The sequence below is a fragment of the Alcanivorax sp. NBRC 102024 genome, from assembly GCF_001602235.1.
Lineage (GTDB): Bacteria > Pseudomonadota > Gammaproteobacteria > Pseudomonadales > Alcanivoracaceae > Alcanivorax.
In genome coordinates this window covers 661,851-684,549 of the sequence record NZ_BDAS01000001.1, presented here as the reverse complement: position 1 = coordinate 684,549, position 22,699 = coordinate 661,851, and the positions used below count along the sequence as shown (strand labels likewise).

The following is a 22,699-nucleotide window of genomic DNA, read 5'->3' as shown; positions in this document are numbered from 1 at the left end:
ATTCAGTCCTGTGAGGCAATGTGCTCCAACACCAGCGACGCCAGCCCATCGGCGTTGCCGAAGTAGTCCAGCAACTCAATGGTGAGAGCCGGAAAACGCTCGCGGGCATCTTCCACCTGGGCCGGAATATCCTTGCCTACGTGTTTGCCCTTGTTGAAGAACAAGGGATACAGCTGCACATGGGTCACTGGCTGATGCTCCAGCTGCTGAATCGCTTCCACCAGCGAGGGCTGGGCCAGCTCGAGAAAACAGGGCAGCACCGCCACATATTCCTCGCCCGCCCCAGGGGCGGATTCCGCCACGGCTTCCACCAGGGCACGGAATTCGTCGTTGGCCGTGTCGCTGCGGCTGCCATGGGCCATGATCAATAGGGCTTTGGACATTGATACTCTCCGAACGCTTGCGTAGGAGCGTCGCTGGCGGCGCGATTCCTGACCAGGATAAAAACGTTGTCACCACAGGGTGCAAAGAGCACACCGAGAATACCGATTCTTTTCTTCAGTGATCTCTGTGCACTCGGTGGTGAAATCGCCTTTGATTTACGTGTTTTATCGTACCGTCAGCGACGCTTCTACAACGACCTTTTCGCGAACTCGTAGCTGGCTTCGACGACGATGGCATGCCGCCGTGCCAGCGCGACCCGGTCATCATCGTAGCCGCCACCGATCACCGTGGCCACCGGGATTTCCCGGCGGCGGCAGCGCTCGATCACACCGCGATCACGGTCGGCGATACCCTGCTCGGAAATACACAGTCGTCCCAGCGGGTCATGCTCGAAAATATCCACCCCGGCATCATACAGCACCAGTTGCGGACGCACCGTGTCCAGCAGGGATTCCAGCGTTTCGAACACCGTGTCCAGGTAATCCCGGTCACTCATGCCCAACGGCAATCCCACATCCAGATCGCTTTTCTGCTTGCGCACCGGAAAGTTTTTTTCGCAATGGATGGAACAGGTAACCGCTCGTGGCTCATCGGCAAGCATGGCGGCGGTGCCATCACCCTGATGGACATCGCAATCGAAAATCAGCAGTCGCTCCACCGCCCCACTGGCCAGGAGTTGCTTCGCCGAAAAGGCCAAGTCATTGAAGATGCAGAAACCGGAACCGAAATCGTAATGGGCATGATGGGTGCCCCCCGCCAGATGACAGGCCAATCCCTGTTTCAGGGCCAGCTGGGCGGTAAGCAGGGTGCCCATGGGCGCGATACAGGTGCGTTTTACCAGCCCCTCACTCCACGGCAGCCCCAGGCGACGCTGGGCTTTCGGGTCCAGGGTACCGGCAACGATATCCGACACATATCGGGGACAATGGGCCTGGCCAAGCAGGGCCGCCTTGGCTCTTCCCGGGCGAAATTCATTGTCGCCACAGGCAATTCCCGCCGCCCGCAAATGCCCGTGCAGCAGACCGAATTTTTCCATGGGGAAACGGTGTTCGCCGGGAAAGGGAAAGCTGTAGTTGGGGTGATAAACGAGGGGCAGCACAGACAATCCCAGGTTAAACAGGAGGACAGGAATGGTGGCGGGCCGGACTGACTCCGACCCCTAGAACAACCACTCCAGCCCATGGCGGGCCTGGTTGCGGGCATTTTCGGTAATCACCTCGCCATGGGCCAGGCTGAGCTTTTCAAAGGGCCATTCCAGGATACGGGTGATACTGGCGCGGGCCTTGCGACGGTTCAGGTAGACCAACCGCAGGACCGGATGCCAACCCGGCTTTTGCCACAGGCCGCCCAGTTTCAGATACCAGCGGGTGAAGCCATGGTCACACTGGCGGAAGTTTTCGATCAGGTCGGCGGCGATCAGGGTACGGCTGGCGGAATGGTAAAACACCGTCTCCTGCAGCATGGAGCCTTCAATAAAGACCAGCTCGAAATCCTCTCCCCAATCCGGGTGCGGGGTTTCCGAGAGCACCGCATCCAGCTTCAGATCCTTGCGCTTGCCGGCCAGTTTGGCCGGGCCATGCAAAAGCGCTTTCGGATAACGCTGCTTTACCTCAGCGGCAAACACATGATGGAACAGATTGGGGCAAACGATATGTGTCACCTCCCCCAACGCCGCCAGTTCTGCCGCCAGATCCTCGTCCACCGGCACCGGCGAGTGCAACAACAACCCGCCGCTGGACAGCTTCACGACGGTCATGCGAGTCCCCACATGGAGGCCCATGAAGGCATGGGGGATGGCGACGTGCCAGAGGGCATCGGAAAGCGGTTGCAGCTGGCTCATGATAGGTTCCTTGCGTCTCACTGAAGTACCAAGACTAATGACGAAAGGCGGCGCTATCCATGGCTTTGTCGTAACGGCTCCAGCAACTTCTCGGTGCCATCCATCTTCAGCATCAGCGCCAGTGCCATCAGCCGGCCCAGCTCGCCATTGGGAAATCCCTTGTCGGCGAACCACAGCAGATAGGGTTCAGGCAGATCGATCAGCACCCGGCCCTGGTATTTTCCGAACGGCATGGTACGTTCGATCAGGGCTTTCAGGTCTTCCTGTTTGAAATCCATAGCGACTCAGCGATAACGACGACGCAGGCGGCGGTGACGGTGGCGAAAGAAAAATGCCACCAGCGCGCCCGTGGTACGCGGGAACACCCGCGGTTCAAATTCCAGAATGTCCTGCAGCGTACAGCCCGTGTCACTGTCCGCCAAGCGGCGATGGTGGCGCCAGCTGCGCATACCGGTCATGGGGGACGCTTCCACGAAGCCTTCCTGCGGAGTCAGCGACAACAGGGTCAACTCGGAGTGGCCCACCGGCAACAGACCGAAGAGCTTCAATGGGCTGCGGAACAGGGGCTTGCCCGGTGTCAGCGCCACCGCTTGAAGATCCCGAACCCCCGGCGGCGCGCCCATGCTCAACCAGGGACGCATTTCATCGTTGATACCGTCCATGACGGTGACTGCCTGCCACAGGCGGCTGCGGTCCACGGGTAGATCACTGGTAAATGTCAGTTGAATCATGGCATCAACTCCCGCAGTGATCCGGTTCCCGCTCCTGGTTCGCCTGACGCAAAATGGAGACGGCACTGTGGGTAAACAGTCCGGCAATGGCCAATGCCACCAGCAGGTCCGGCCAGCGACTGCCCTGCCAAACTACCCACGCCCCGGAGAGCAGTACCGCCAGGTTGGCGATGGCATCGTTACGAGAGCACAGCCAAACCGAGCGAATATTGGCATCCCCCTGCCGGTAACGCATCAGCAGCAAGGCGCTGACCACGTTGGCGGTCAGTGCCAACCCGGCGACCCCCATCATCATCTGGCCCTGGGGCGCATTCCCCTGGAGCAAGGCCCAGACACTGTTCGCCAGTACCACCAGCCCCATGATCAGCAGGGAAACGCCCTTGATACGGGCTGCCCGCACCCGCCAGGCCAGGGACTGGCCCAGCGCCCACAGGGTCAGCCCGTAGGTGGCCGTATCTCCCAGAAAATCCAGGGCATCCGCCTGCAGGGCACGGGAATCCGCCAGCACCCCGGAGGTCGCCTCCACCACAAACATCACGGCATTGATCAGCAGCACCACCCATAACACCCGGCGATAGGCCGGTGCCGGGGTGGAACGGATATCGGTATCACAACAACCCATGACTCATGTCTCCATCAGTTCACGCAAATTCACAATCGGCATGGCCTGGACCAGGCCTCCAGAAACCCCATCGCAGCCCCGCACACGCCTGATTTGCCTTTCCCTCACCGGGATTTCCTTGAATCCCGTCGGTTATGCCATCATTAAAAAAGCTGTAGTGACTACAGGTTCAAGCCCCGGAGGCAGAATGAGTACGCTTTTTTCCATCGGCACCCTGAGCCAGGCCACTGGCTGCAAGGTGGAAACCATCCGCTATTACGAAAAGATCGGCCTGATGCCTGAACCTGCCCGCAGCGAAGGTGGACAGCGCCGCTATCACCGCAAACACCGGGAACGACTGCAATTCATCCGCCACAGCCGGGAACTGGGTTTTACCCTGGATGATATTCGCGAACTGCTGGCCATGAGCGAGCAGCATGGCCACGCGGACAGCATCGCCCGCCGTCACCGGGCCGCCGTGCAGGCCCGCATCCTCTCTCTCACCGCATTACGTAACGAACTGGATCGAATGATTGACGAGTGCGAGCAGGGGCATGCAGGGGAATGCCGGGTCATCGAGGTGCTCAGCGATCACCAGGAATGCCGGGGCGACCACTGACGTTTTTTCACGTTTACCCCATATGGGGGAAGCCCATTTCTGGCCAGTTTCTACAATGAAGGGGGAACGATGACGCCCGGTAACGACACGCCGGGATCAAATGATGGACAGAAAAGGGGAAGATCATGAAATGGACTCTTGGCATTGCCACACTGCTCGCCTCACAGTTTGCCATTGCGGACTACTACTCCAGCCTGGATGAAGACACCTGCTGGGATGGCCGTAACAGCCGGGGCGGCCCCTGCATGGTGGTGCACGACACCAAATGGAGCCAGTACACCGAAGGCCGCTTCACCGTTACCTTCCGCAATACCTGCAACAACCGGATTTATGCCCGCTTCTGCAATGAGCGCAATAACGGCTCGGAAGACTGCGGCGCGTCCGGTATTTCAGCGGGTAACACCAAGAGCTGGTCCACCAGTAACGCCAATGGCCGCTACAGCTATAACTGGATCGGGGTGGAAAAAGGCTCCAAGGACTGGGTCTGCTCCGGCAAGGTATCCAACTGGCACGACTGATACGCTCAGGGAGCATGCCGTTCGGGCAGCATGCTCCCTGCTCTCTATCAGCACAGAAAATTACTGGGCAATGTTTTTGTAGATTTTCCCGTCCTTCATTATCACCAGAAAATTTTTCTCGGGATCAGCAACCAAATCAATATTTTCAAGAGGGTTTCCTCCGACCAGAATCAAATCTGCCAATGCGCCTTCCTTGACCACGCCCAACCTACCCTGATACGGCGCTCTTTTTCCCGATAGCGCAAGCAGGTCTGCATTGGTGCTGGTAGCCATTTTCAGCACTTCTCCTGGCTTGTACCAACGAACCATTTTGGCAAGCTGAGCCCCCTGCCGCTCATTAAGCTTGGCATCAAAAAGAGTATCCGTTCCCCAAGCTGTTTTGATTTTATATTTTTTTGCCAGGGCATAGGCCGTGTCCGTTCCTCGAGTCATCAACAATTGCTTTTCACGGTTCTCAGAACCATCAGGAAATGCGGTGATATCCTCATCATCCAGAAAGGGCTGGAGACTCAACCAAATATCTTTTTTTGCCATCAACTTTGCGGTTTCTTCATCAATCAGCTGACCGTGGTCAATCACCTTCACGCCAGCACGAATCGCTGTTTGAACCGCTCTTGGCGTGTAGGCATGAACGGTCACGTAGGTGCCCCAGTTTTCAGCGGCAGCCACCGCTGCGCTGAACTCTTCCTCTGTATACTGAGAAACATCAATGGGATCGTAATTGGAAGACACCCCACCACCGGCGGCCAGCTTGATTTGTGAAGCTCCGAGCATCAGCTGCTCCCGGACACGACGAATCACCTCATCAGGGCCATCCGCAATAGCAGCTCCGCCAACCTGTTCAGAATAATGCAAATGGCCATCGGATGACCGAGGCAATTCATTGGTATGACGGTAATCACCATGGCCTCCCGTCTGGGAAATCATCGCGCCGGATGGCCAGATTCTTGGCCCGACAATAAGCTCTTCATCAATAGCACGCTTGATACTGAAAACCGGACCAGCAAGATCACGCACACTGGTGAAGCCTCTCATTAGTGTCTTTTCTGCCTCTTGAGCGGCAAGCAGGTTTAGATAACCTTCCGGGCCAGCAAGTGCGACACTCAAGGGGGCAGCAGCAAGCATCATGTGGAAGTGAGCATCTATCAACCCGGGCATCAGGGTGTTGCCTTTACCGTCAATGACTCGGATATCATCATCAACATCTATGGTTGATGGTGATATCCGGCTTATCTGATTGCCGGTGATCAGCACATCTGAAAGCTCTGAAAGCGAAAGATCTTCACCATTGAAAATCTTGACGTTCCGGAATACTAATGAGCGCTCCTCAACAGAGGCCTCTGCAGAGGTGACAGAAGCGATCAGCACTAAGCACCCGATGCAGGCAATCAAACAAATCTTTTGTATCACGATGCCATTCCCAGAAAATGTGATTAGAGCCGAAACTAAAGCATGGCGCGATAAGACGCGTCTATCATAATTACAAAAGACCCCCAAAGATTTTAAAGACAGCAGTGGCACAGCGATTGCCCTGCTTCGGCAATAGACACCTCGCTCAAACACTACCCAATAACCATATGGTTATCCCACCATGCTGCAGGCAAATCCAACCATTCACTATCCGTTCCCCCGGCCTGGCATTTGAAGAAACGGCATTTTCCTTGTCCTGATGTGACCGCAAAACCTTCAGGCACCGCACCCACGCCTGCGCAGTCAGCCATGGGGACATCCACCACGGTGGCGGCGGAATCCAGATCCCAGATAAAGAAACGATTGCCCCGCGGCGCCGTCATGGCCACCAGTCGCTTCTCGCTATGGATGGCAATGCTGGCGGTATACTGTTTCATCATTGCCAATTGGCGGTTGCTGACCGGGAACGGCTGGTAGGGCTGACCGGGGCGCTTGATGGCCAGCAATGGCACGCTGTCCCAGGCCGGACCATGGTATTGCTGACCGGTAATCACGGTGCCGTCACTGGCCACGGCCAGATGGCGAATACTGTTCTGCTGTTGCGGCAGGGTTTCCTTGCTGAGCCTTTCACCGTGGCGATCCATGATCACCAGACTCGGCGCCATGGCGTCCAGGTTCATTTCCTCACGGCTGCCCCCTTCCGTCCGTATACCGCCATTGCCGATGACCAGGGATTCACCGTCCGGCAGCCAGGCCAGCTGATGCGGGCCAACGCCATGGGTGGAGACCTCGCCGTCATGGATCAACTGCTTGCCGTTTTCCAGACGATAACGCCCCAGCACTCCCCGCCCCGGCTCGGCCGTATCGTTCTCCGTGGTGTAGAGCCACTGACCACTGTGGTGGAACACTCCATGGCCGTAGAAGTGGCGGTCCGGCTGACTGCGCAGGGTCTGTAGCAGAGTACCGCCACGCAGGTCCACCAGATAACTTTCCCGGGACGGGCGGCGGCCAACAAACAGGGCAAGGGGCAGCAAGGGGTGGCGACAGATGTCGTGGCAGCGCTCTGCGACAGGCGTGGCGAAGGCCCGCTGGCCATCGAGAAAGTAACCCACCGCGTAATGTTTTCCGGCCGCATCATTACGGGCAGACAACAGCAGCGGTGATTGACCGCGTCCGGACCAGAGCGTCCAGCCACCGAGGGCGGCCACAGCAGCCACTGCCGCACCGGAGCCCAGCAACTGTCGTCGTGTCAGTGGCATAACGTCTCTCCACAAAGCTAGCCAAACCCCGCTGAAGGAATCCGGCGCAGCGAAGTCACGCACGCAGTGAATCGCGGGCACGACCTTTAATGGTCAAAACGGCTATCCCGCGCCTTTTAACGTTGAACTTTCAACTCGCTCCTGCTTTCAATCGCCGTCGTTGGCATTGAAACCGAGCTGAATACCCAGGTCCCGGGCCAGGTCGCTTTGCTGCAGCGTTTCCAGCGTATCCAGGTCCTGATACAGCGACTGCAGCTGCGCCTGGCTGTCCGGGTCCTGCACGATCTCCATCAGGGGCGCCGGCAGGGCATCCAGTTGATCGTGAACCCGCTGGTAGGCCTCATCAATGTCAGCCACCAGCTGCGCATCCCCGACCAGGGCGCGGACCCGTTCCCACACCGCTTGCGCCCCTTGCAGAGAGACAATCAGGTTCTCTGTGGAACGACGGCTGCGCCAGGCTTCCGCCTGGTAGGGCTGCGGCACCCCGCGGTTGAGTCGCCCCATCGGTGTCCCCAGCTTCTTCTTCAGGGTATCCACCGCCGTAATCTGCACACGGAGGATGCCACCCAGCGCCTCATCCGCATTGGCATAGCGCCCATTGGGGAACGTCGTAAGCTGCTCAAGCATTCCCTCCGGCTGCTGCCACAGGGTAACCACTTCCGCAGACAGGGCCTGCTGATGGCAAGCAATGCCCACAAGCAACGGGCAGTAGCGATCCCGACTCTCGCGGATAGCAACCTGCTCATCGAAGAGCACATATTCGAAAGCGGTAAGCCCCTGCACTACCACACTGGCGTCATCCAGCTGTTGCTGATCCAGCTCTGGCGCTTCATCCAGCAGGGACTCGGTCTGGCGGGCCACCATATTGCGCTTGTCCGGCCAGAACTGGACTTGCCAGCTGCGATTGCCTTCGGACAACGGGCCCACCATCAACGGTTGCAGACGGGACCAGGCGGACTGGGTCTGGTGGAAAGCTTGCTCGATCTCTGCCAACGCCAGTTCGCCGGCACAGCCAGCCCGGGTCGTTTCCAGCAACGCCTCATTGCTGCGGAGCCATTGCTGGTGCGCCGGCAGCAACACCTGGTCCGCCAGCTGCGCCGTGACCTCCTGACGGGGATCGCTGCAGGCGGCCAGCGCCAGGGTGGTGATCAGCAGAATAAGGCGTTGCATGGAAAACCTCGGCATCACAGCAAATGGGCTACAGGGAATTCAGGAAGGCCAGCAGGGCCGCACGCTGCTCGGCATCGAAGGTAAGCACCTTGTCCCGGGAAGCGGCGGCCTCGCCATCGTGCCAGAGAATCGCTTCCATCAGATTGCGGGCACGACCATCGTGAAGGAACTGGGTATGGCCATTCACCGCTTCAGTGAGACCAATGCCCCACAGCGGCGGTGTGCGCCACTCCTGACCGTTAGCCAGGAACTCAGGACGGCCATCCGCCAGACCCGGCCCCATGTCGTGGAGCAACAGATCGGTATAGGGGCGGACAGTCTGGTTGGCCAATTCCGGTTCCGCAGCATCGTTGCCGGTGGTGAAGCTGGGCACATGGCAGCCCTGGCAATTGGCCTGGTGGAATAACGACTTGCCTTTGAGGACCTGGGGGTCATCCACATTGCGGCGGGCCGGTACGGCCAGATTGCGGGTATAGAACAGCACGCTGTCCATGATGCTGTCGCTGACCTCTACCTCTCCGCCGTTAGGCATGGCCAGACAGTCGGCCTGGCTGGGAGCGCAGGAATCCGTGGGCACCAGATGACTGTTCAGCCCCATATCGTTGGCAAAGGCTTCCGCATTCTGCTGACGCAGGCTGGGCTGACCGGCTTTCCAGCCGAAGCGGCCCATGGCCGTGGTACCCGCAGCGCGATCCCATACCCGATTGGCACGACCACTGATGCCATCGCCATCCTCGTCATCGGGATCGGCATAGGCCAACAGATCCGCTTCCGGTATCGCCTCCAGAAATCCGAGCCCGATCACGGGTGGTGCAATCCTTGCCGAAAAGAGAGTAGCAGGATGCATGTCGCCATAAGCCAGGTTGGAAAAGTCCAGACGCGGCTTGCGCAGTTCCACCTGGTGGCCATCGGCAAAGGTGACCGTCTCGAATTCGTAGGTGACCCGCACCCGTCCTTCCGGCTCCACACCGGGGATCGCCGCATCCTGGAACTGGCCACCATAGTTGGGCTCAGGTACCAGACCACTGCGGGTCAGATCGTCATCGGCAGCGGCGGGCACCGACAGCCTGACCAGCATGGATACCGCCTGTTTGGCGTCGGCTGCCGGCGGGTGACCACGGCCATCCTTGATGTGGCAATTCTGGCAGGCATTGGTATTGAACAGGGGGCCCAGCCCATCCCGGGCATCCGTGGAAGCCGGCGCGATCACCCAGGGATTACGGAAAAAACTATTGCCGACACTGAAATCCAGCCGACGGGACGGCGGCAGGTTGGCCAATGGCAGGGAAAACGCATTCTGGTCCGTCTTGGTCACCGTGCCTTCACCGGCAGACAGGTGCTCACCGGGCTCCGCTTCCGTGAACGTCGGGCCCTGATCGCAGCCAGCCAGCAGGGTGGCCAGGGCCAGGGTCAGGGTCAGCAAGAGATATCGCAAGTTACAGGCATCCTTCTATCTGGATAGTGCGGGACTTCGGTAACGACGCAACGGCCCATTGGGTTCCACGGCGCCGCCCGGAGGCGGCGCTATGTTACCAGATCCGAAAAAGAATCGTTTTCAGAAACTGTGGTTTGCGGTGTCCGGGTTCAGGGCCTGGATACCCAGTACCAGAGCCGCTTTCTCGATACTGGCGGTCTGTACCACCAGGGCATCGATGGCATGGTTAACAGTGGCGGCACCTTCGGCATTGCCCGGGGCGATCAACTGATCAAAGTGGACACCCTTGGTGGCACTGTCCACCAAGGTCTGCAAGGCCGCTTCACTGGCATCCAGGTCCGTCTTCAATGCCTGGTCCAATTGGGGCTCGCTGGCGGCAACCAGCTCACTCAGCGACGGGCCACTGAGGGTCTCGCCGTTCACCCGCTGGTACTCACCCAGGTAGACATTCTCGATTCCCTTGCCGTTGTAAAAATGGGAAAAGTGGGTGTTGTCGCTGAAACAATCATGTTCGTCTTCCGGCGAATGGGCGGCCAATGCCACCTTCATGCGTTCGCCGGCCAACTCACCCAGGGACAGGCTGCCCATGCCGAACAGCATCTTGCGCAGACCGTCTTCCACACTGCCCGCCGCCAATTCGGCCCGGTAGTTATCCTGTTCCGGTTGCCACTCAGCCACCATGGCTTCCAGATCCGCAATCAACAGATCGGTAACCACCTCAAGATACTGACGGCGACGGGCGTTGTGTCCGCCGGTGGCACTGTCGCCGGTGGCAAAATCCGTAGCAGGACGCTCACCCGCATCCGGGCCGGTGCCATTCAAGTCCTGCCCCCAGAGCAAAAACTCGATGGCATGATAGCCGGTGGCCACGTTGGCTTCCGAACCACCCAGCTCATTCAGACTGGCGAGCAGCTCCGGGGTCAGTTCACTCAGGTCCATTTGCTGTTCGCCGATTTTCAACGACTGGCTGGCAATGATATTGGCGCGGGCACCCGGGTTACCCATCACCGCCTGGTAATCGTCGGCCACGTAATCGATCAGGCCTTCATCCAGCGGCCAGGCATTGACCTGGCCCTCCCATTCGTCCACCACCGAATTGCCAAACCGGAATACCTCGGTCTGCATATAGGGCACCCGGGCATCACGCCAGGCCTGACGGGCAGCGGCCAGGGTCTCTTCACTGGGCTGCGCCAGCAGGGTATCGATGTGCTCACGCAGCTCGCGGGCCTCGCTCAGTGCATCGCTGTAGGCCGCCAACGCCATGTCGGCGTAGTGGTCGATCACCAGCCGGGCACGGGCCTCGTCGTAGGCCGGTGTCGAAGTGGCAGCAGGTTCATCACTGCAGGCAGCGAGCAGCAGAGAGGCCAGCAACAGGCCCCCGGTAGAGACACGGGACAGCATGGAATTCCTCTAAAATCGTGAAACGGCAAGTGAAAAGGCACCCATCACGGGGATGCCGGAAATATCCGCTCACAATAATGCGAATTATTCTCATTAATTTAAAGGGGCAAGGCGGCAATTTTGTCATTTCATGGGGATTTTTTTGCATCCTGGATGCGTTCACAGTGGATAAACACGGAATTGGATGATGAACCCGGTTCACAAAAGGCCTAGAATACCGCCGCCCGCCACCTCCTGTCCTGCGAGATAGCCGTCATGAGCACCGTTTTACTGATTTTGGTTGCACTGGGTTTTCTGTCCATTGTCGTCGAAGACATGGTCCACATCGACAAGGCCAAGACCACATTATTCTTTGGCTCCCTGGCCTGGTTACTGTTTTTCATCGCTCCGCCAGCGCACCTGAGCCACGAAGCCCTGATGGAAAGGCTGGACGAGAATCTGCTGGATATTGCCACCCTGTGGCTGTTCCTGATGGCCGCCATGACCTTTGTGGCCTATCTGTCCGGCAAGGGCATCATCGACAGTATCGTCAACCGTCTGCTGCCTACCCATATCAGTGAACGCAAGTTGATGCTGCTCACCGGCCTGTTCGCTTTCCTGTTTTCGTCCCTGGCCGACAACATCACCGCCACCCTGGTGTGTATTGCGGTATTGATGAACCTGAAGCTGCCGGCGGAAAAGCTGCTGCGCTATGTGGTGCTGGTGGTGTTCTCCGTGAATGCCGGGGGCACCGCCCTGATCACCGGCGATGTCACTACGCTGATGATCTTCCTGGCCGACAAGGTGGAAATCCCCGATCTGCTACTGCTGAGCCTGCCCGCGGCCGGCGCTGTGGCCGTGCTGGCCGGCATGCTGTCACTGGGGCTCAACGGTGAGGTCGTGATTCAGAAACAGGAAAGCACGATCGACCGGGGTGACAAGGTCATTGCCGTGCTGTTCTTTGCCACCATCCTCGGCACCATTGGCGCCAATGTGGCGTTCGGCATTCCGCCGGTACTGTGCTTCCTGTTTGGTCTGTCGCTGATGTTCCTGGTGGTGCAGTTCCTGAACAAGGATGAACCGGTACTGGAATATATCCGCAAGATCGAATTCGACACCCTGCTGTTCTTTCTCGGGGTCTTGCTGCTGGTGGGCATGCTCAAGGAACTGGGCATGCTGGCCTACTTCCCGGCCCTGTATGATCTTATGCCGCCGGTGGCCGCCAACTTCCTGGTGGGAATCGCCTCCGCCCTGTTCGATAACGTGCCGCTCACCGCAGCACTGCTTAATTCCGGTATCGAGATGACCTTGCCGGAATGGTTGTCGCTGACCTACTCGGTGGGCGTGGGCGGCTCTCTGCTGATCATCGGCTCCGCCGCCGGGGTGATCGCCATGAGCAAGGTGGAAGTACTGACCTTTGTCAGCTATCTGCGCTATTTCCTGTATTTGCTGGTGGCCTACAGCATCGGTTTCATTGCCGTGCTGGGGCTGGGACAACTGCTGGTCAGGTAACCCCGGGAAATCAGCCGGCAAACGCCGGATGGTAATGCACCCGGGCATCCGGCCAGTTCCCGTCCAGCAGCAACGCCTGGAAATATTCCGCCGGTACCCCGGGCAGGCGCAGCAACGGTGTGGCCACAAAGCCGAAGCGCAGATACCAGGACGGGTCCCCCAGTAACACACAGCCGGCGGCCCCCTGCTCTCGCAACGCCGCGATGGCCGCCTGCATCAGTGCCGAGCCGATCCCTTCTCCCTGACAGTCCGGAAGAACCGACACCGGGCCAATGCCGAACCAGCGACGACTACCGTCGGACAGTGTCACCGGGGATGCCGCCACATGACCCAGAAGGTCGCCATCGCGCTCGGCGACCAACGACACCACCAGGGCATCCTCTTGGCGTAGCAGATCAACGATCTGGGCTTCGCGCTGATCGCTGTGCGTCACATTGGCAAAGGCCGCGTTGATCAACGCGGTAATGGCAGGAATATCCGCCGGGGTTTCCGCACGGAGACTCAGCCCGGTCATTGCAAACACCGGGCAAGAGAGAAAAGTGGCGCCACCCTGGTCATGACAGAGCCAACATGGCGGATGCGCCTGGTCGACAGTCAGTTGGCGCCATACAGATCGTTATTCAGATCCTTCAGATCACGGTCCAGCTGCTGCCAGTTGCCCTGGCCATCAGCATCCATGTCAGCCAGCTCATGGTACTCATCAATGCGCTGCTGCAAATCCGTGAGCACATCCTGCAACGCCAACTGGTGACGTTCCGCTTCGATACCCGCATCGCCGTTGGCGCCCACGCCCCGAGCCTCCAATTGCTCCAGCTCCGTTTCCAGTTCATCCAGCTTGCCCTTGATGTCGGCAAGCATCTGCTTGGCATTTTCCATGGTGTGGCTCCTTGGAAGTCTCTGCATGATTGCGATGAATCCGTGTCCAGATTGGCCCCATTTCTCGACGGTGGTCAAGGCAATGCCCTGTAACCGTTTATTACGTCTGACAATCGGTCAGTCACAACCCGCAATTGTGGCTGTAGCCGGGGGTTTCCGTTACATTGCAATGAATGATTTCATCAACAGGTCACTCAGGAAATGAAGAAAACCGTTGAACGAGCAGAACTGCTCAAGGACATGATTCAGGAAGCCATCGAGGACGGCGCTACCACCGTGGAAGAGGTGCACCAGCACATCGCCGGGCTCCCCTTTGACGCGCTGGAAAAACTGGGCCTGTTTGAAGAACAGGCCGGCAGCCTGAAAGAAAAACAACGCAAGACCATCGGCCTGGTGTACGACACCATCCGCAAGGTCAATCAGGAAGTAGGCTCACTGATTTCGGAACAGTTTGCCGCCCTGGAAGATGCCCGCACGGCATCCCGGAACATGGATGACAAGCACGATCAAGACGACTAGCAAGCAACAGGGCCACGCGCATGTTCCATGGTAACCCCGTTCCCTTTTGGGCAGCCCTGATTCTCAGTGTCCTCTTCGCCCAGGGCTGCGCCAGTTTTGATCCCGGCGAGCGCACGGCCAGCTATTCCCTGACCCCACCGGCCCACACCCCGCTGACAGACGCCGGACAGGCAGCGTTGAAAGACCGGGAGAGCGATGCGCAATCCGGTTTCTATCTGCTCGATGATGGCCTCTCTGCCTTTGTGGCCCGCGTCGCCATGATTGAGCAGGCCCAGACCTCACTGGATTTGCAGTATTACATTTTCAGTAACGACACCACCGGGAAAATCATCATCAGCCGGTTACTGGAAGCGGCGGACCGGGGAGTGAGGGTGCGATTACTGGTCGATGATCTGGGCACGCGGGTGGACAACCCCCTGGTTGCGATACTGCATAGCCACCCCAACATCGAGATCCGCCTGTTCAACCCGGTCAAGACACGACAGGGCCCACTGCGGTTGATGGAAATGGCCGCCACCTTCAGCCGCTCCAATCACCGCATGCACAACAAGCTGATGCTGGCCGACTCGCTGGTGATGATTGCCGGCGGGCGCAACCTGGCCGATGAATATTTTTCCAATACCCTGGTGGATTTTCAGGACGTGGATGTCCTCGCCGCCGGCCCCATCGTGCGCGATGGCACCCAAAGTTTCGATGACTACTGGAACAGCCGGGCCACCCTGACCGTGGACCGGGTGCTGGATGCGGACGACGCGGACATGTCACTGGAGGCGCTGCGGGAATTTCTGCGCGGTTTTCTGGCGGAGCAGCAGGACAGCGAGTTTGTCGATGCCCTGCGCGGCTCCAGCCTGGGCCGGCAACTGATTGCCGGTCAGATCCCGCTGGATTGGGGGCTGGCGACCTTGTATGCCGATCCTCCGGAAAAGGTGCTCCCGCAAGCCGACATCCCCCGCGACCAGTACCTGCTGAACGACCTCAAGCGAATCCTCAACAGCGCCAGTAACCGCCTGCTGATCAGCTCGGCCTATTTTGTGCCGGGCAAACGGGGGGTGGCCCTGTTTGCCGACAAGGAGGCGGACGGGGTGGACGTGCGTATCCTGACCAACTCCCTCAGCACCACGGATGTGGCCATCGTGCACAGCGGCTATTCCCGCTATCGGCGGCCGTTACTGGAACATGGTGTGGAACTGTGGGAATTGCGCGCGGAAGCCGGACAGCCCCAGCGCATGCGCTGGTTTCATGGTGAGTCCCGCGCCAGCCTTCATGCCAAGACACTGGTGATTGATGATGACCGCAGCTTCATTGGCTCGGTGAATCTGGATGGCCGCTCGCTGATACAGAATACCGAGGTGGGTCTGCTGATTGAGAGCCCGTCTCTCAATCAGCAACTCAGCGACCTGTTTGATCGCTGGGTGGCCAGCGATTCCGCCTGGCAACTGTCGCTGGATGAAGAACAGCAGCTGCAATGGCAGGCCACCGATGACGGCATTCCCATCACCCTGGACCGCGATCCGGAAACCTCCGGCTGGCAACGCTTTCGCGTCTGGTTGCTGTCACTGCTACCCATCGAGTCGCAGATTTAGGTGGGCGAAAGGCCGCAGAATCAGCGACGGCCTTCTGCCTCCTTTCCACAACCAGACACGCCTTTTCAAGAACGTCTTAGTTCCACCAGCGCGATCATCGACAACGCCAGAATCGCCGCATTGAACGCTGCCAACAGAAACTGCGGCGCCAGCCACAATACGAACACGGACAACAGGCCGATACCCAGTGCCGACAACTGATACGGCCAGCGGCGGCGCCACCACACCAGTATTGCCAGACCCAACCCTACCTCCAGTGCCCCGCCGCCATAGGCAATCCACACCGCCTGTTCGTGGCTGGCACCCAACACCTGGTTCATGGCCAGCTCATCGTCGTGAGGCCCCAGCCATTTTGGAACAATGCCCTGATAGATCCAGATGAATGCCAGGGCAAACCGGCAAAGCGACAGGGTCATCCCAGCTCCACCACAGAAAAATGCGGATTATCCTGCAGGGCAATCAGCGTTTTGATCTGCGCCATGATCACAGGCTGACGCTCACCGTCCACCTCCAGCAACAGACACTCCTGCCTGTCAGGGGTATAACCGGTATCCCGGGCAACACCTTCCAGGCTGCCTCCCTCCTTCAACACCAGCCGGACCGGCAGACGAAACGTACAGGCAATTTCCAGGTAATCGTGATCATCGCAATGCAGCATGGCTAATCCTGATCCGGGATCCGCACCAGCAGATCCGTCACCCCGACCACTACCCCGGCCTGGCTCAGCAGCGTGGTGATCTGCCCCCGGTGATGCGTCTGGTGATTGAAAAAATGCAGCAGCAGGCTGCCAAAACGGCGATGCCCCGGCTCCCCCTTCATATTCGTGTAGGCCAGTGCCTGATCCAGGTCCGCCGGGGTCAGCCCCGGTACCCAGCCGGCAATCAGCGCATCCAGTTCGCCGCGTCGCTCCCGGAGCGCCGCAAAATCCGCGCAGGGCTGAGCGTCCAGGGCCTCCGGCCAGGCAACCCTATCCAGCGATGCCAGGCCAGCACCGCACCCCGGATGCCGGGCAAACCGCTTCAGCCAGATGATATCCGCCACCAGAATGTGGCTGAACGTCCCGAACAGGGAGCTGAAAAAGGCACCGCGATCCTCACGTAATGCCACCTCACCCAAGGGCGCTGCCAGGGCATAGAGCTGCTCGTTCATCCAGCGGTTATAGTCCGCCATCAAGGTCAGATTCCCCATCTCGCTCACAATCTCGCTTCCTCCAGTACGCCCAGTACGCCACCCACTACCAGCCCGAGTCCGCTCAATCCCGGACCCGGTTTCCAGAAACACCGTCAACGCCTTCTGAACCCATTTCACCACCCTGTCCCCGCTGCCGCCAAGAGCGCGCAACCGACAGACGCATTATCATCCCCGCCCTTTCCCGATTAGAATGGCCGGCTCGCTCGCGTATACCCTGCAGCATGGATAACCAAGAGTATGCATAGGACGCACACATCCTCCCAATCCGGTCCCGCCGGCAGCCGCCTGGTGGCGCTGCTGACCCAGCTGGACCGCAAGGCCGCCCGGGCCAGCCATGGGGATTTTGCCGAGCGTCTGGGGCGACTGTTCGATCTGTCCGATGCCATCGCCCTGGACGGGGCCAACCAGTACCGCCCCAAGGGCCCGTTCGACGCCAGACCGGACGCCACCGAGCGACTGCAGGCGGACCTACTGAAAACCCGCGACACCCTGCTGGCCCATCTGAGCCGCAGTTTCGCCGGGGAAAAGGCCGCCTCGGTGATTCCGCTGCCACCGCTCAGGGACGATGCCCCGGCCGACAAGCGCCCCACCTTCGGCGCCTACGAACGCTTCTACCAGGCCCACCAGCGGCAGATGATCGCCGGGCTCAGCAACCTGCGCCAGCGGGCCCGCCGGCTGCTTGGCGGCCACAGTGACGCCATGGCCCGGCTGGCGGAACTGGACGCGGTGTTTGAACAAAGCATGGCCGGCTATGTCCGTCACTGTTTTGGCGCCCTGCCCGGCTTCCTGGAAAAACGTTATCGCACCCTGTGGGATACCCGTGATCCCTTTCACTCCGCCCAGGACTGGCTCAGCCCGCAAGGCTGGCTGGGCCAGTTCCGGCGCGAACTGCAACTGTTGTTACTCGCCGAGCTGGATGCCCGCCAGGAACCGGTACTCGGCCTGCTGGATGCCCTCGCCGCTGGCGCGACGGACGCCCAGTCCATCAATAACGAGGTAAGCAAGACCGTATGAGACGCTTTCTTTTTGCTGTCCCCTTTCTGCTCGGCGCCATCGCCGTGGTCTGGATCGCCGCCACCTTTCTGAGTAACCCGGTGGCCCTGACCGTGACCCTGATCATCGCCGCCGCCTACACCCTGGGCTTTGCCGAGCTGCTGCGCTTTCGCCGCACCACCGCCACCCTGGACCGGCAACTGGAGGATCTGCCCGACAGCCGCGACGGCCTGAACCACTGGCTCAAGGCCCTGCCCGGCAGCCTGCGCCACGCGGTGCAGCGTCGCATCGACGGCCACCCGGCGCCGCTGCCCGGCCCCCAGCTCACTCCCTACCTGACCGGCCTGCTGGTCATGCTCGGCCTGCTGGGTACCTTCGTGGGCATGATCGTCACCCTGCAAGGGGCCGCCACCGCCCTGGACGGCAGCAGTGAACTGACCGCCATCCGCAGCGCCTTGGCCGCCCCCATCGCCGGGCTCAGTCTGGCCTTCGGCACCTCTATTGCCGGTGTGGCCGCCTCCGCCATGCTCGGTCTCAGCGCCGCCCTGAGCCGCCGGGACCGCATGGCCGTGTCCCGCAAGCTGGACGACCGTGTGGATCTGGAGCTGCATGCCTTCTCCCTGGATCACCAGCGCCAGTCCGCCTATAGCGCTCTGCAGGACCAGTCACGCATCTTCCCGGAACTGGTCAGTGCCCTGCAGGGGCTCACCGGGCGCATGGAACAGATGGGCGAACAGCTCAGCGACTCCCTGACCCGTAACCAGCAGGATTTTCATCACACCCTCACCGACCAGTACCGCACCCTGGCGGAGTCGGTCAGCCAGTCCCTCAAGGAAACCCTGGCGGACAGCAGCCGCCTGGCGGTGGAAAACATCCAGCCGATCATGGAGCAATCCCTGGCCGGCCTCAGCCAGCAGGTACAGGGCACCCACGAACGGCTCAACGCGATTACCGAGAAGCAGCTCGCCACCCTCACCGAGCGCTTCCGCGAGACCACCGAAGCCTCCGCCCAACACTGGCAGCAGGGCCTCGATCAGCATCAGCAGACCAGCGCCCGCCTGGTCAGCGATATCAGCACCTCCCTGGCCGCCCACCACGACCAGTTCCGTGACAACAGCAGCCAGCTGCTGGAGCAGGTTCGCAGCACCCAGGCGGAACTGGGCAACGCCAGCGAGCAGCAACTGGCGGCCATTGCCGAGCAGTTCCGCAGTGCCAGTGAGCAAGCCCTGCAACAATGGCAGCAAGGCCTGGCTGAGCAGAAAGACACCGGCCACAGCCTGCTGCAGGAAGTGCGCGACACCCAGCAGCAGCTGGCCCGCACCAGCGAAGAACAGCTCACCGCCATCACCGGCCAGTTCCGGGCGGTCAGCGAGCAAGCCGCCGCCCAGTGGCGCGACGGCATCGACGCCCAGCAGGCATCCGGCGCCACCCTGGTCAGCGAACTGCGCAGCGCCCTGAGCGAGCACAACCAGCAGTTCCAGACCAGCGCCGCGGGCCTGCTGGACGGCCAGAAATCCGGTATTGATACCCTGGTGGCCACCGTGCGCGAGGAGCTTGTTGCCCTGCGGGATGCGGAAGCGGGCCGCAGTGAGGCCGCCAGCGAGCGTCTGGCACAACTGGAAGGCACCGTCAGCGAACACCTGGGTCGCCTGGGCACCGCCCTGGAAGCGCCCATGACCCGACTGATCGAGACCGCCTCGGAGACCCCGAAGGCCGCCGCAGAAGTGATCAGCCGCCTGCGCGAAGAGATGACCCGCAGCAGCGAACGGGACAACGAGCTGCTGGAAGAGCGCCGCCGCATCATGGCCGAGCTGGACACCCTGCTCAGCGGCCAGCGCGATGCCGCCGGCGCCCAGCGCGAGGCCATCGAAACCCTGATCACCGCCGCCAGCGACACCCTCACCCAGGTCAGCGACACCTTCGCCCAGCAGGTCAGCGCCCAGAGCGAACAGCTCGACCAGGTGGCCGGTGATGTGTCCGGCAGCGCCGCCGAGGTGGCCAGCCTCAGTGATGCCTTTGCCACCGCCGTGCAGGTATTCAGCGAGGCCAACGACAAGCTGCTGGATAACCTGCAACAGGTGGAAAGCCGCCTGGAGCAATCCTCTGCCCGGGCCGATGAACAGCTCAACTACTACGTGGAGCAGGCCCGTGAGGTGATTGAACTGAGCATGGCGTCCCAGAAGGAAGTGATTGATGCCCTGGGCACACTCAACGGCGCCGGCAAGAATGTGGCCCAGAGCGAAGAACGCCCGGCCAGCGAGGTCAACTGATGGACGATCTTCACGACAGCGACAGCTCGCCGGTCTGGGCCATCTTTTCCGATCTGATGGCCGCCCTGGTGGGCATTCTGGTGCTGGTGCTGGTGTGGGTCATCGGTATCCAGCTGGAACTGAGCCAGTCCCTGGAAGAGGAAAAGGCCCGGCGGGTGGCCGAGGAGCAGCGCCGCCAGGCCCTGGAAGAGGCCCTGGCCGATCCCCTGGCCAGTGGCCGGGTCACCTTCCGCGACGGCCGTATCGGTATCAGTGGCAGCGTGCTGTTCCAGCTCAACTCGGACCAGCTCCAACCCGAGGGGGAGGAGTTGCTGCGCGATCTGGCCAAACCGTTGCAGGTCTTTCTGGATCAGCACGATGAATTGTTGATGGTCAGCGGCTTCACCGATGACCTGCCGATCCAGCGCGGCAACCGCCGTTACCAGGATAACTGGGGCCTGTCCGCCCAGCGGGCACTCACGGTCACGCGCACCCTGATTAACCAGGGTATGCCCGCCGACCAGGTGTTCGCCGCCGCCTTCGGCCCCCACCAGCCGGTGGTGCCCAACGACAGCGATACCACCCGGGCCCAGAACCGTCGCGTGGAGTTAACCACCGTGCCCCGCCAGGGCGCCGCGGCCCGGACCGCCCAGCAACAGGCACAGGGAACCGACAGCAATGGCTGATACCGCACTCAGTGCCATTCACCAGCAGCTGGCGGCCCTGCGCGAACAGGGCGCCCACCGCTATGCCCCGGCCCGCTTCCGCTATCTGGAAGCCCAGAGCGAACGCCTGGCGAAACTGGCACGGGTGAGCCCCTCGCCGCTTGCGCGGTTGCGCGCGTCACTGACAGGTTTTCAGGAGGACTTTCAGCGCGAAGGGGCCCAGCTGGATGCGCAGCTGGCAGAGCATGGGCTGACCGACAGCTTTGCGGCTCTGCGGGAACAAGGCGATCTGAAAGCCCTGCTGCGGCATCTTCGCAGCCGTCAAACCTCACAGGCCCCATCGGCTTTCACGGCCCTGCAGGAAAGCTATACAAGCAGCCAGGACGCCCAAGAGGAAGAGCCGGACAGCGACCCGGTCATTGCCCTGTTACGACAGCAGGAACAGCGCGTGCTGGCCAGCCACGGGGTGGAAACGCCCAGCGCACCGGTGACGGACGGCCGCCCCCGGGAACTGAAAGCCCTGCGCCAGGTGCGCGCCAAACAGCACAGCCAGCGGAAGCGTCAGCGCATCGAGCAGGCCATTCACCAGACCCCCAGCGACGCCGGCCCGCTCAATTCCCATCGCCTGGTCAGCCGCGCCCTGGAAACCCTGCGCGATCTTTCCCCGGCCTACCTGGATCATCTGGTCACCCAGGTGGACACGCTGATGTGGCTGGAGAAACTGGCCAAGCAGCGGCGTTCGACTTGAGTTTTCCCCGGTCACGGGACACTTGCAGAGAAAACGGTCAGGCGACATCGCCACGGGATTTTTCCAGCAAGGCTTTCAAGGGCAGCAACTCAAAATGGCGCTCGGCCGTGATCGCATAGAAATGCTCCACGATATCCTCCAGCACCCAGTAGGTTTCCAGGGTGCCGTTATGCAGCTCATCCTGCACAACCACTTCCGGCACCAGGGCAAGCGCCCCGGAATCCCGCGCCAGCAGCCGCAACATCGCCATATCATCCACCTCGGCCCCCACATCCACCTTGACCCCCAGCTGCCCCATCAGCAGATCGAACTGGCTTCTGATTTCGCTACTCGGGCCCGGCAATAACAATCTGGCTGAGGCCAGATCCTGCGGGAACTGGAACTTCCTTGCCGCCGCACCGGGCGGGCCGACAATACAGACCCGTTGTTCCGCAATTTTCTGACACTGCAGGGTTGCCGACGAATCCGACACTACAGCGCGGTTAGAGAGAATCACATCAAGCTTGTGCATGCGAAGCAGCTCAAGCAGTTCTTCCAGGGTCGCAGAGCGTATCTCCAGCCGGATTTCCGGCTCACTGATGATGGGGCGCAGGAAGTTTTCCTGGAAATTCCGCGACAGGGTCGCCACGGAGCCCACACGTAACCTGCGCAGTTGCAGAAAATCCCCGCTTTCCGTGAGCGACAGCAGCTCACTGCCCAGGTTGAAGATACTTTCCGCATATTCCAGCACCACATGGCCGATTTCGGTGAGCTTGAGTACCCGGCCTTCCCGGGTGAACAGCTCATGGCCCAGCTGGTCCTGCAACTGTCGAATCTGCGAGGACAGGGCGGACTGGGAGACATGCAGTTGCTTCGCCACCCGCGTCAGGTGCCCCTCTTTGGCCACCATCCAGAAGTAGTAGAGGTGGTGGAAGTTCAGGTCTCTCATTAATCATTCTCTAAATGTGAACAATTCAAGATGAATTATCTATTTTACAAAACATCTGCCTTTGCACAAGATTCGCCCGTCGCCCATC

Annotated in this window: 26 protein-coding genes; 9 read left to right on the top strand and 17 right to left on the bottom strand. The window is 60.4% G+C overall.

Annotated elements, in window-relative coordinates; translation table 11 throughout:
* Window positions 1-2: 2 nt before the first annotated feature.
* The 6 genes from A0251_RS03265 to A0251_RS03240 form a co-directional block, all read right to left on the bottom strand.
* Entirely contained in the window at window positions 3-383 is a 381-nt protein-coding gene (locus A0251_RS03265; RefSeq protein WP_062815379.1) for a sirohydrochlorin chelatase, read from the bottom strand.
* A gap of 188 nt (window positions 384-571) precedes the next feature.
* Window positions 572-1,483, bottom strand: a complete 912-nt coding sequence (locus A0251_RS03260; protein WP_062815378.1) for a histone deacetylase — start codon at window positions 1,481-1,483, stop codon at window positions 572-574.
* Between the two features lie 60 nt (window positions 1,484-1,543).
* Complete coding sequence (locus tag A0251_RS03255) at window positions 1,544-2,224, bottom strand: DUF4336 domain-containing protein (protein WP_062815377.1); 681 nt, start codon at window positions 2,222-2,224, stop codon at window positions 1,544-1,546.
* Window positions 2,225-2,277: 53 nt separating this feature from the next.
* The gene (locus A0251_RS03250) at window positions 2,278-2,502 is read right to left on the bottom strand and encodes a DUF3820 family protein (RefSeq protein ID WP_062815376.1); all 225 of its coding nucleotides are present in this window, start codon (window positions 2,500-2,502) and stop codon (window positions 2,278-2,280) included.
* Between the two features lie 6 nt (window positions 2,503-2,508).
* Window positions 2,509-2,955, bottom strand: a complete 447-nt coding sequence (locus tag A0251_RS03245) for a hypothetical protein (RefSeq protein ID WP_062815375.1) — start codon at window positions 2,953-2,955, stop codon at window positions 2,509-2,511.
* A 4-nt stretch (window positions 2,956-2,959) separates the two neighbouring features.
* On the bottom strand, window positions 2,960-3,577 hold the full coding sequence (locus tag A0251_RS03240; protein ID WP_062815374.1) for a cation transporter: 618 nt from the start codon (window positions 3,575-3,577) through the stop codon (window positions 2,960-2,962).
* A gap of 187 nt (window positions 3,578-3,764) precedes the next feature.
* Between A0251_RS03240 and A0251_RS03235 the strand changes: the two genes are divergently transcribed.
* Together A0251_RS03235 and A0251_RS03230 are read left to right on the top strand one after the other, a co-directional pair.
* A complete protein-coding gene (locus tag A0251_RS03235; RefSeq protein ID WP_062815373.1) occupies window positions 3,765-4,175 on the top strand; it encodes a helix-turn-helix domain-containing protein in 411 nt (136 codons plus the stop codon).
* 125 nt (window positions 4,176-4,300) lie between these two features.
* Window positions 4,301-4,693 (top strand): hypothetical protein, encoded by a 393-nt coding sequence (locus A0251_RS03230; protein WP_062815372.1) that lies wholly within the window; start codon window positions 4,301-4,303, stop codon window positions 4,691-4,693.
* A gap of 60 nt (window positions 4,694-4,753) precedes the next feature.
* Here the strand turns inward: A0251_RS03230 and A0251_RS03225 are convergent, their stop codons facing one another.
* The 5 genes from A0251_RS03225 to A0251_RS03205 all read right to left on the bottom strand — a co-directional run bounded on the left by A0251_RS03225 (window position 4,754) and on the right by A0251_RS03205 (window position 11,368).
* Window positions 4,754-6,214, bottom strand: coding sequence for an amidohydrolase family protein (locus tag A0251_RS03225; protein ID WP_231874143.1), 1,461 nt, complete (start codon window positions 6,212-6,214; stop codon window positions 4,754-4,756).
* A 41-nt stretch (window positions 6,215-6,255) separates the two neighbouring features.
* The gene (locus A0251_RS03220) at window positions 6,256-7,362 is read right to left on the bottom strand and encodes a DUF1513 domain-containing protein (protein WP_156478227.1); all 1,107 of its coding nucleotides are present in this window, start codon (window positions 7,360-7,362) and stop codon (window positions 6,256-6,258) included.
* Between the two features lie 147 nt (window positions 7,363-7,509).
* Entirely contained in the window at window positions 7,510-8,532 is a 1,023-nt protein-coding gene (locus A0251_RS03215) for an imelysin family protein (RefSeq protein ID WP_062815370.1), read from the bottom strand.
* Between the two features lie 28 nt (window positions 8,533-8,560).
* Complete coding sequence (locus A0251_RS03210) at window positions 8,561-9,967, bottom strand: di-heme oxidoredictase family protein (RefSeq protein WP_062815369.1); 1,407 nt, start codon at window positions 9,965-9,967, stop codon at window positions 8,561-8,563.
* A gap of 120 nt (window positions 9,968-10,087) precedes the next feature.
* On the bottom strand, window positions 10,088-11,368 hold the full coding sequence (locus A0251_RS03205) for an imelysin family protein (protein WP_062815368.1): 1,281 nt from the start codon (window positions 11,366-11,368) through the stop codon (window positions 10,088-10,090).
* A gap of 255 nt (window positions 11,369-11,623) precedes the next feature.
* Between A0251_RS03205 and nhaD the strand changes: the two genes are divergently transcribed.
* Window positions 11,624-12,859, top strand: coding sequence for a sodium:proton antiporter NhaD (gene nhaD / locus A0251_RS03200; RefSeq protein WP_062815367.1), 1,236 nt, complete (start codon window positions 11,624-11,626; stop codon window positions 12,857-12,859).
* 10 nt (window positions 12,860-12,869) lie between these two features.
* Here nhaD and A0251_RS03195 read toward each other — a convergent pair whose 3' ends face one another.
* Both A0251_RS03195 and A0251_RS03190 read right to left on the bottom strand, forming a co-directional pair.
* A complete protein-coding gene (locus tag A0251_RS03195; RefSeq protein WP_062815366.1) occupies window positions 12,870-13,373 on the bottom strand; it encodes a GNAT family N-acetyltransferase in 504 nt (167 codons plus the stop codon).
* Between the two features lie 80 nt (window positions 13,374-13,453).
* Window positions 13,454-13,735 carry a hypothetical protein gene (locus A0251_RS03190; protein ID WP_103917106.1) on the bottom strand — a complete coding sequence of 94 codons (282 nt, stop codon included), beginning with the start codon at window positions 13,733-13,735 and terminating at the stop codon, window positions 13,454-13,456.
* Window positions 13,736-13,936: 201 nt separating this feature from the next.
* Here A0251_RS03190 and A0251_RS03185 point away from each other — a divergent pair, with 201 nt between their 5' ends.
* Together A0251_RS03185 and A0251_RS03180 are read left to right on the top strand one after the other, a co-directional pair.
* Window positions 13,937-14,254 carry a hypothetical protein gene (locus A0251_RS03185; protein WP_062815364.1) on the top strand — a complete coding sequence of 106 codons (318 nt, stop codon included), beginning with the start codon at window positions 13,937-13,939 and terminating at the stop codon, window positions 14,252-14,254.
* A 20-nt stretch (window positions 14,255-14,274) separates the two neighbouring features.
* Window positions 14,275-15,837: a phospholipase D family protein gene (locus A0251_RS03180; protein WP_062815363.1), complete on the top strand. Its 1,563-nt coding sequence runs from the start codon at window positions 14,275-14,277 to the stop codon at window positions 15,835-15,837.
* A 65-nt stretch (window positions 15,838-15,902) separates the two neighbouring features.
* Here the strand turns inward: A0251_RS03180 and A0251_RS03175 are convergent, their stop codons facing one another.
* From A0251_RS03175 to A0251_RS03165, 3 genes are read right to left on the bottom strand one after another with little or no spacing between them, the layout of a single operon-like run.
* Window positions 15,903-16,253: a DoxX-like family protein gene (locus A0251_RS03175; RefSeq protein ID WP_062815362.1), complete on the bottom strand. Its 351-nt coding sequence runs from the start codon at window positions 16,251-16,253 to the stop codon at window positions 15,903-15,905.
* Window positions 16,250-16,495, bottom strand: a complete 246-nt coding sequence (locus A0251_RS03170; protein ID WP_062815361.1) for a Rho-binding antiterminator — start codon at window positions 16,493-16,495, stop codon at window positions 16,250-16,252. The genes A0251_RS03175 and A0251_RS03170 overlap by 4 nt, the downstream gene beginning before the upstream one ends.
* A gap of 2 nt (window positions 16,496-16,497) precedes the next feature.
* Entirely contained in the window at window positions 16,498-17,025 is a 528-nt protein-coding gene (locus tag A0251_RS03165) for a DinB family protein (RefSeq protein WP_062815360.1), read from the bottom strand.
* A gap of 240 nt (window positions 17,026-17,265) precedes the next feature.
* Here A0251_RS03165 and A0251_RS03160 point away from each other — a divergent pair, with 240 nt between their 5' ends.
* Genes A0251_RS03160 through A0251_RS03145 form a run of 4 tightly spaced genes read left to right on the top strand, consistent with a single transcriptional unit; the run spans window position 17,266 to window position 21,683 of the window.
* Window positions 17,266-18,042 (top strand): DUF3348 family protein, encoded by a 777-nt coding sequence (locus tag A0251_RS03160; protein ID WP_062815359.1) that lies wholly within the window; start codon window positions 17,266-17,268, stop codon window positions 18,040-18,042.
* Window positions 18,039-20,291 (top strand): DUF802 domain-containing protein, encoded by a 2,253-nt coding sequence (locus A0251_RS03155; RefSeq protein ID WP_062815358.1) that lies wholly within the window; start codon window positions 18,039-18,041, stop codon window positions 20,289-20,291. The genes A0251_RS03160 and A0251_RS03155 overlap by 4 nt, the downstream gene beginning before the upstream one ends.
* Complete coding sequence (locus A0251_RS03150; protein WP_062815357.1) at window positions 20,291-20,956, top strand: OmpA family protein; 666 nt, start codon at window positions 20,291-20,293, stop codon at window positions 20,954-20,956. Before A0251_RS03155 ends, A0251_RS03150 begins: the two co-directional genes overlap by 1 nt.
* Entirely contained in the window at window positions 20,949-21,683 is a 735-nt protein-coding gene (locus A0251_RS03145; protein ID WP_062815356.1) for a DUF2894 domain-containing protein, read from the top strand. The genes A0251_RS03150 and A0251_RS03145 overlap by 8 nt, the downstream gene beginning before the upstream one ends.
* A gap of 37 nt (window positions 21,684-21,720) precedes the next feature.
* Here the strand turns inward: A0251_RS03145 and A0251_RS03140 are convergent, their stop codons facing one another.
* On the bottom strand, window positions 21,721-22,611 hold the full coding sequence (locus A0251_RS03140; protein WP_062815355.1) for a LysR substrate-binding domain-containing protein: 891 nt from the start codon (window positions 22,609-22,611) through the stop codon (window positions 21,721-21,723).
* Window positions 22,612-22,699 lie beyond the last annotated feature (88 nt).

Coding starts and splice junctions, on each gene's coding strand:
- nhaD (WP_062815367.1), top strand. CDS start 11,624: ATGAGCACCGTTTTACTGATTTTGGTTGCACTGGGTTTTCTGTCCATT.
- A0251_RS03165 (WP_062815360.1), bottom strand. CDS start 17,025: ATGGGGAATCTGACCTTGATGGCGGACTATAACCGCTGGATGAACGAG.
- A0251_RS03240 (WP_062815374.1), bottom strand. CDS start 3,577: ATGGGTTGTTGTGATACCGATATCCGTTCCACCCCGGCACCGGCCTAT.
- A0251_RS03220 (WP_156478227.1), bottom strand. CDS start 7,362: ATGCCACTGACACGACGACAGTTGCTGGGCTCCGGTGCGGCAGTGGCT.
- A0251_RS03155 (WP_062815358.1), top strand. CDS start 18,039: ATGAGACGCTTTCTTTTTGCTGTCCCCTTTCTGCTCGGCGCCATCGCC.
- A0251_RS03245 (WP_062815375.1), bottom strand. CDS start 2,955: ATGATTCAACTGACATTTACCAGTGATCTACCCGTGGACCGCAGCCGC.
- A0251_RS03255 (WP_062815377.1), bottom strand. CDS start 2,224: ATGAGCCAGCTGCAACCGCTTTCCGATGCCCTCTGGCACGTCGCCATC.
- A0251_RS03175 (WP_062815362.1), bottom strand. CDS start 16,253: ATGACCCTGTCGCTTTGCCGGTTTGCCCTGGCATTCATCTGGATCTAT.
- A0251_RS03145 (WP_062815356.1), top strand. CDS start 20,949: ATGGCTGATACCGCACTCAGTGCCATTCACCAGCAGCTGGCGGCCCTG.
- A0251_RS03140 (WP_062815355.1), bottom strand. CDS start 22,611: ATGAGAGACCTGAACTTCCACCACCTCTACTACTTCTGGATGGTGGCC.
- A0251_RS03180 (WP_062815363.1), top strand. CDS start 14,275: ATGTTCCATGGTAACCCCGTTCCCTTTTGGGCAGCCCTGATTCTCAGT.
- A0251_RS03150 (WP_062815357.1), top strand. CDS start 20,291: ATGGACGATCTTCACGACAGCGACAGCTCGCCGGTCTGGGCCATCTTT.
- A0251_RS03205 (WP_062815368.1), bottom strand. CDS start 11,368: ATGCTGTCCCGTGTCTCTACCGGGGGCCTGTTGCTGGCCTCTCTGCTG.
- A0251_RS03250 (WP_062815376.1), bottom strand. CDS start 2,502: ATGGATTTCAAACAGGAAGACCTGAAAGCCCTGATCGAACGTACCATG.
- A0251_RS03185 (WP_062815364.1), top strand. CDS start 13,937: ATGAAGAAAACCGTTGAACGAGCAGAACTGCTCAAGGACATGATTCAG.
- A0251_RS03170 (WP_062815361.1), bottom strand. CDS start 16,495: ATGCTGCATTGCGATGATCACGATTACCTGGAAATTGCCTGTACGTTT.
- A0251_RS03160 (WP_062815359.1), top strand. CDS start 17,266: ATGCATAGGACGCACACATCCTCCCAATCCGGTCCCGCCGGCAGCCGC.
- A0251_RS03190 (WP_103917106.1), bottom strand. CDS start 13,735: ATGGAAAATGCCAAGCAGATGCTTGCCGACATCAAGGGCAAGCTGGAT.
- A0251_RS03235 (WP_062815373.1), top strand. CDS start 3,765: ATGAGTACGCTTTTTTCCATCGGCACCCTGAGCCAGGCCACTGGCTGC.
- A0251_RS03230 (WP_062815372.1), top strand. CDS start 4,301: ATGAAATGGACTCTTGGCATTGCCACACTGCTCGCCTCACAGTTTGCC.
- A0251_RS03195 (WP_062815366.1), bottom strand. CDS start 13,373: ATGACCGGGCTGAGTCTCCGTGCGGAAACCCCGGCGGATATTCCTGCC.
- A0251_RS03265 (WP_062815379.1), bottom strand. CDS start 383: ATGTCCAAAGCCCTATTGATCATGGCCCATGGCAGCCGCAGCGACACG.
- A0251_RS03215 (WP_062815370.1), bottom strand. CDS start 8,532: ATGCAACGCCTTATTCTGCTGATCACCACCCTGGCGCTGGCCGCCTGC.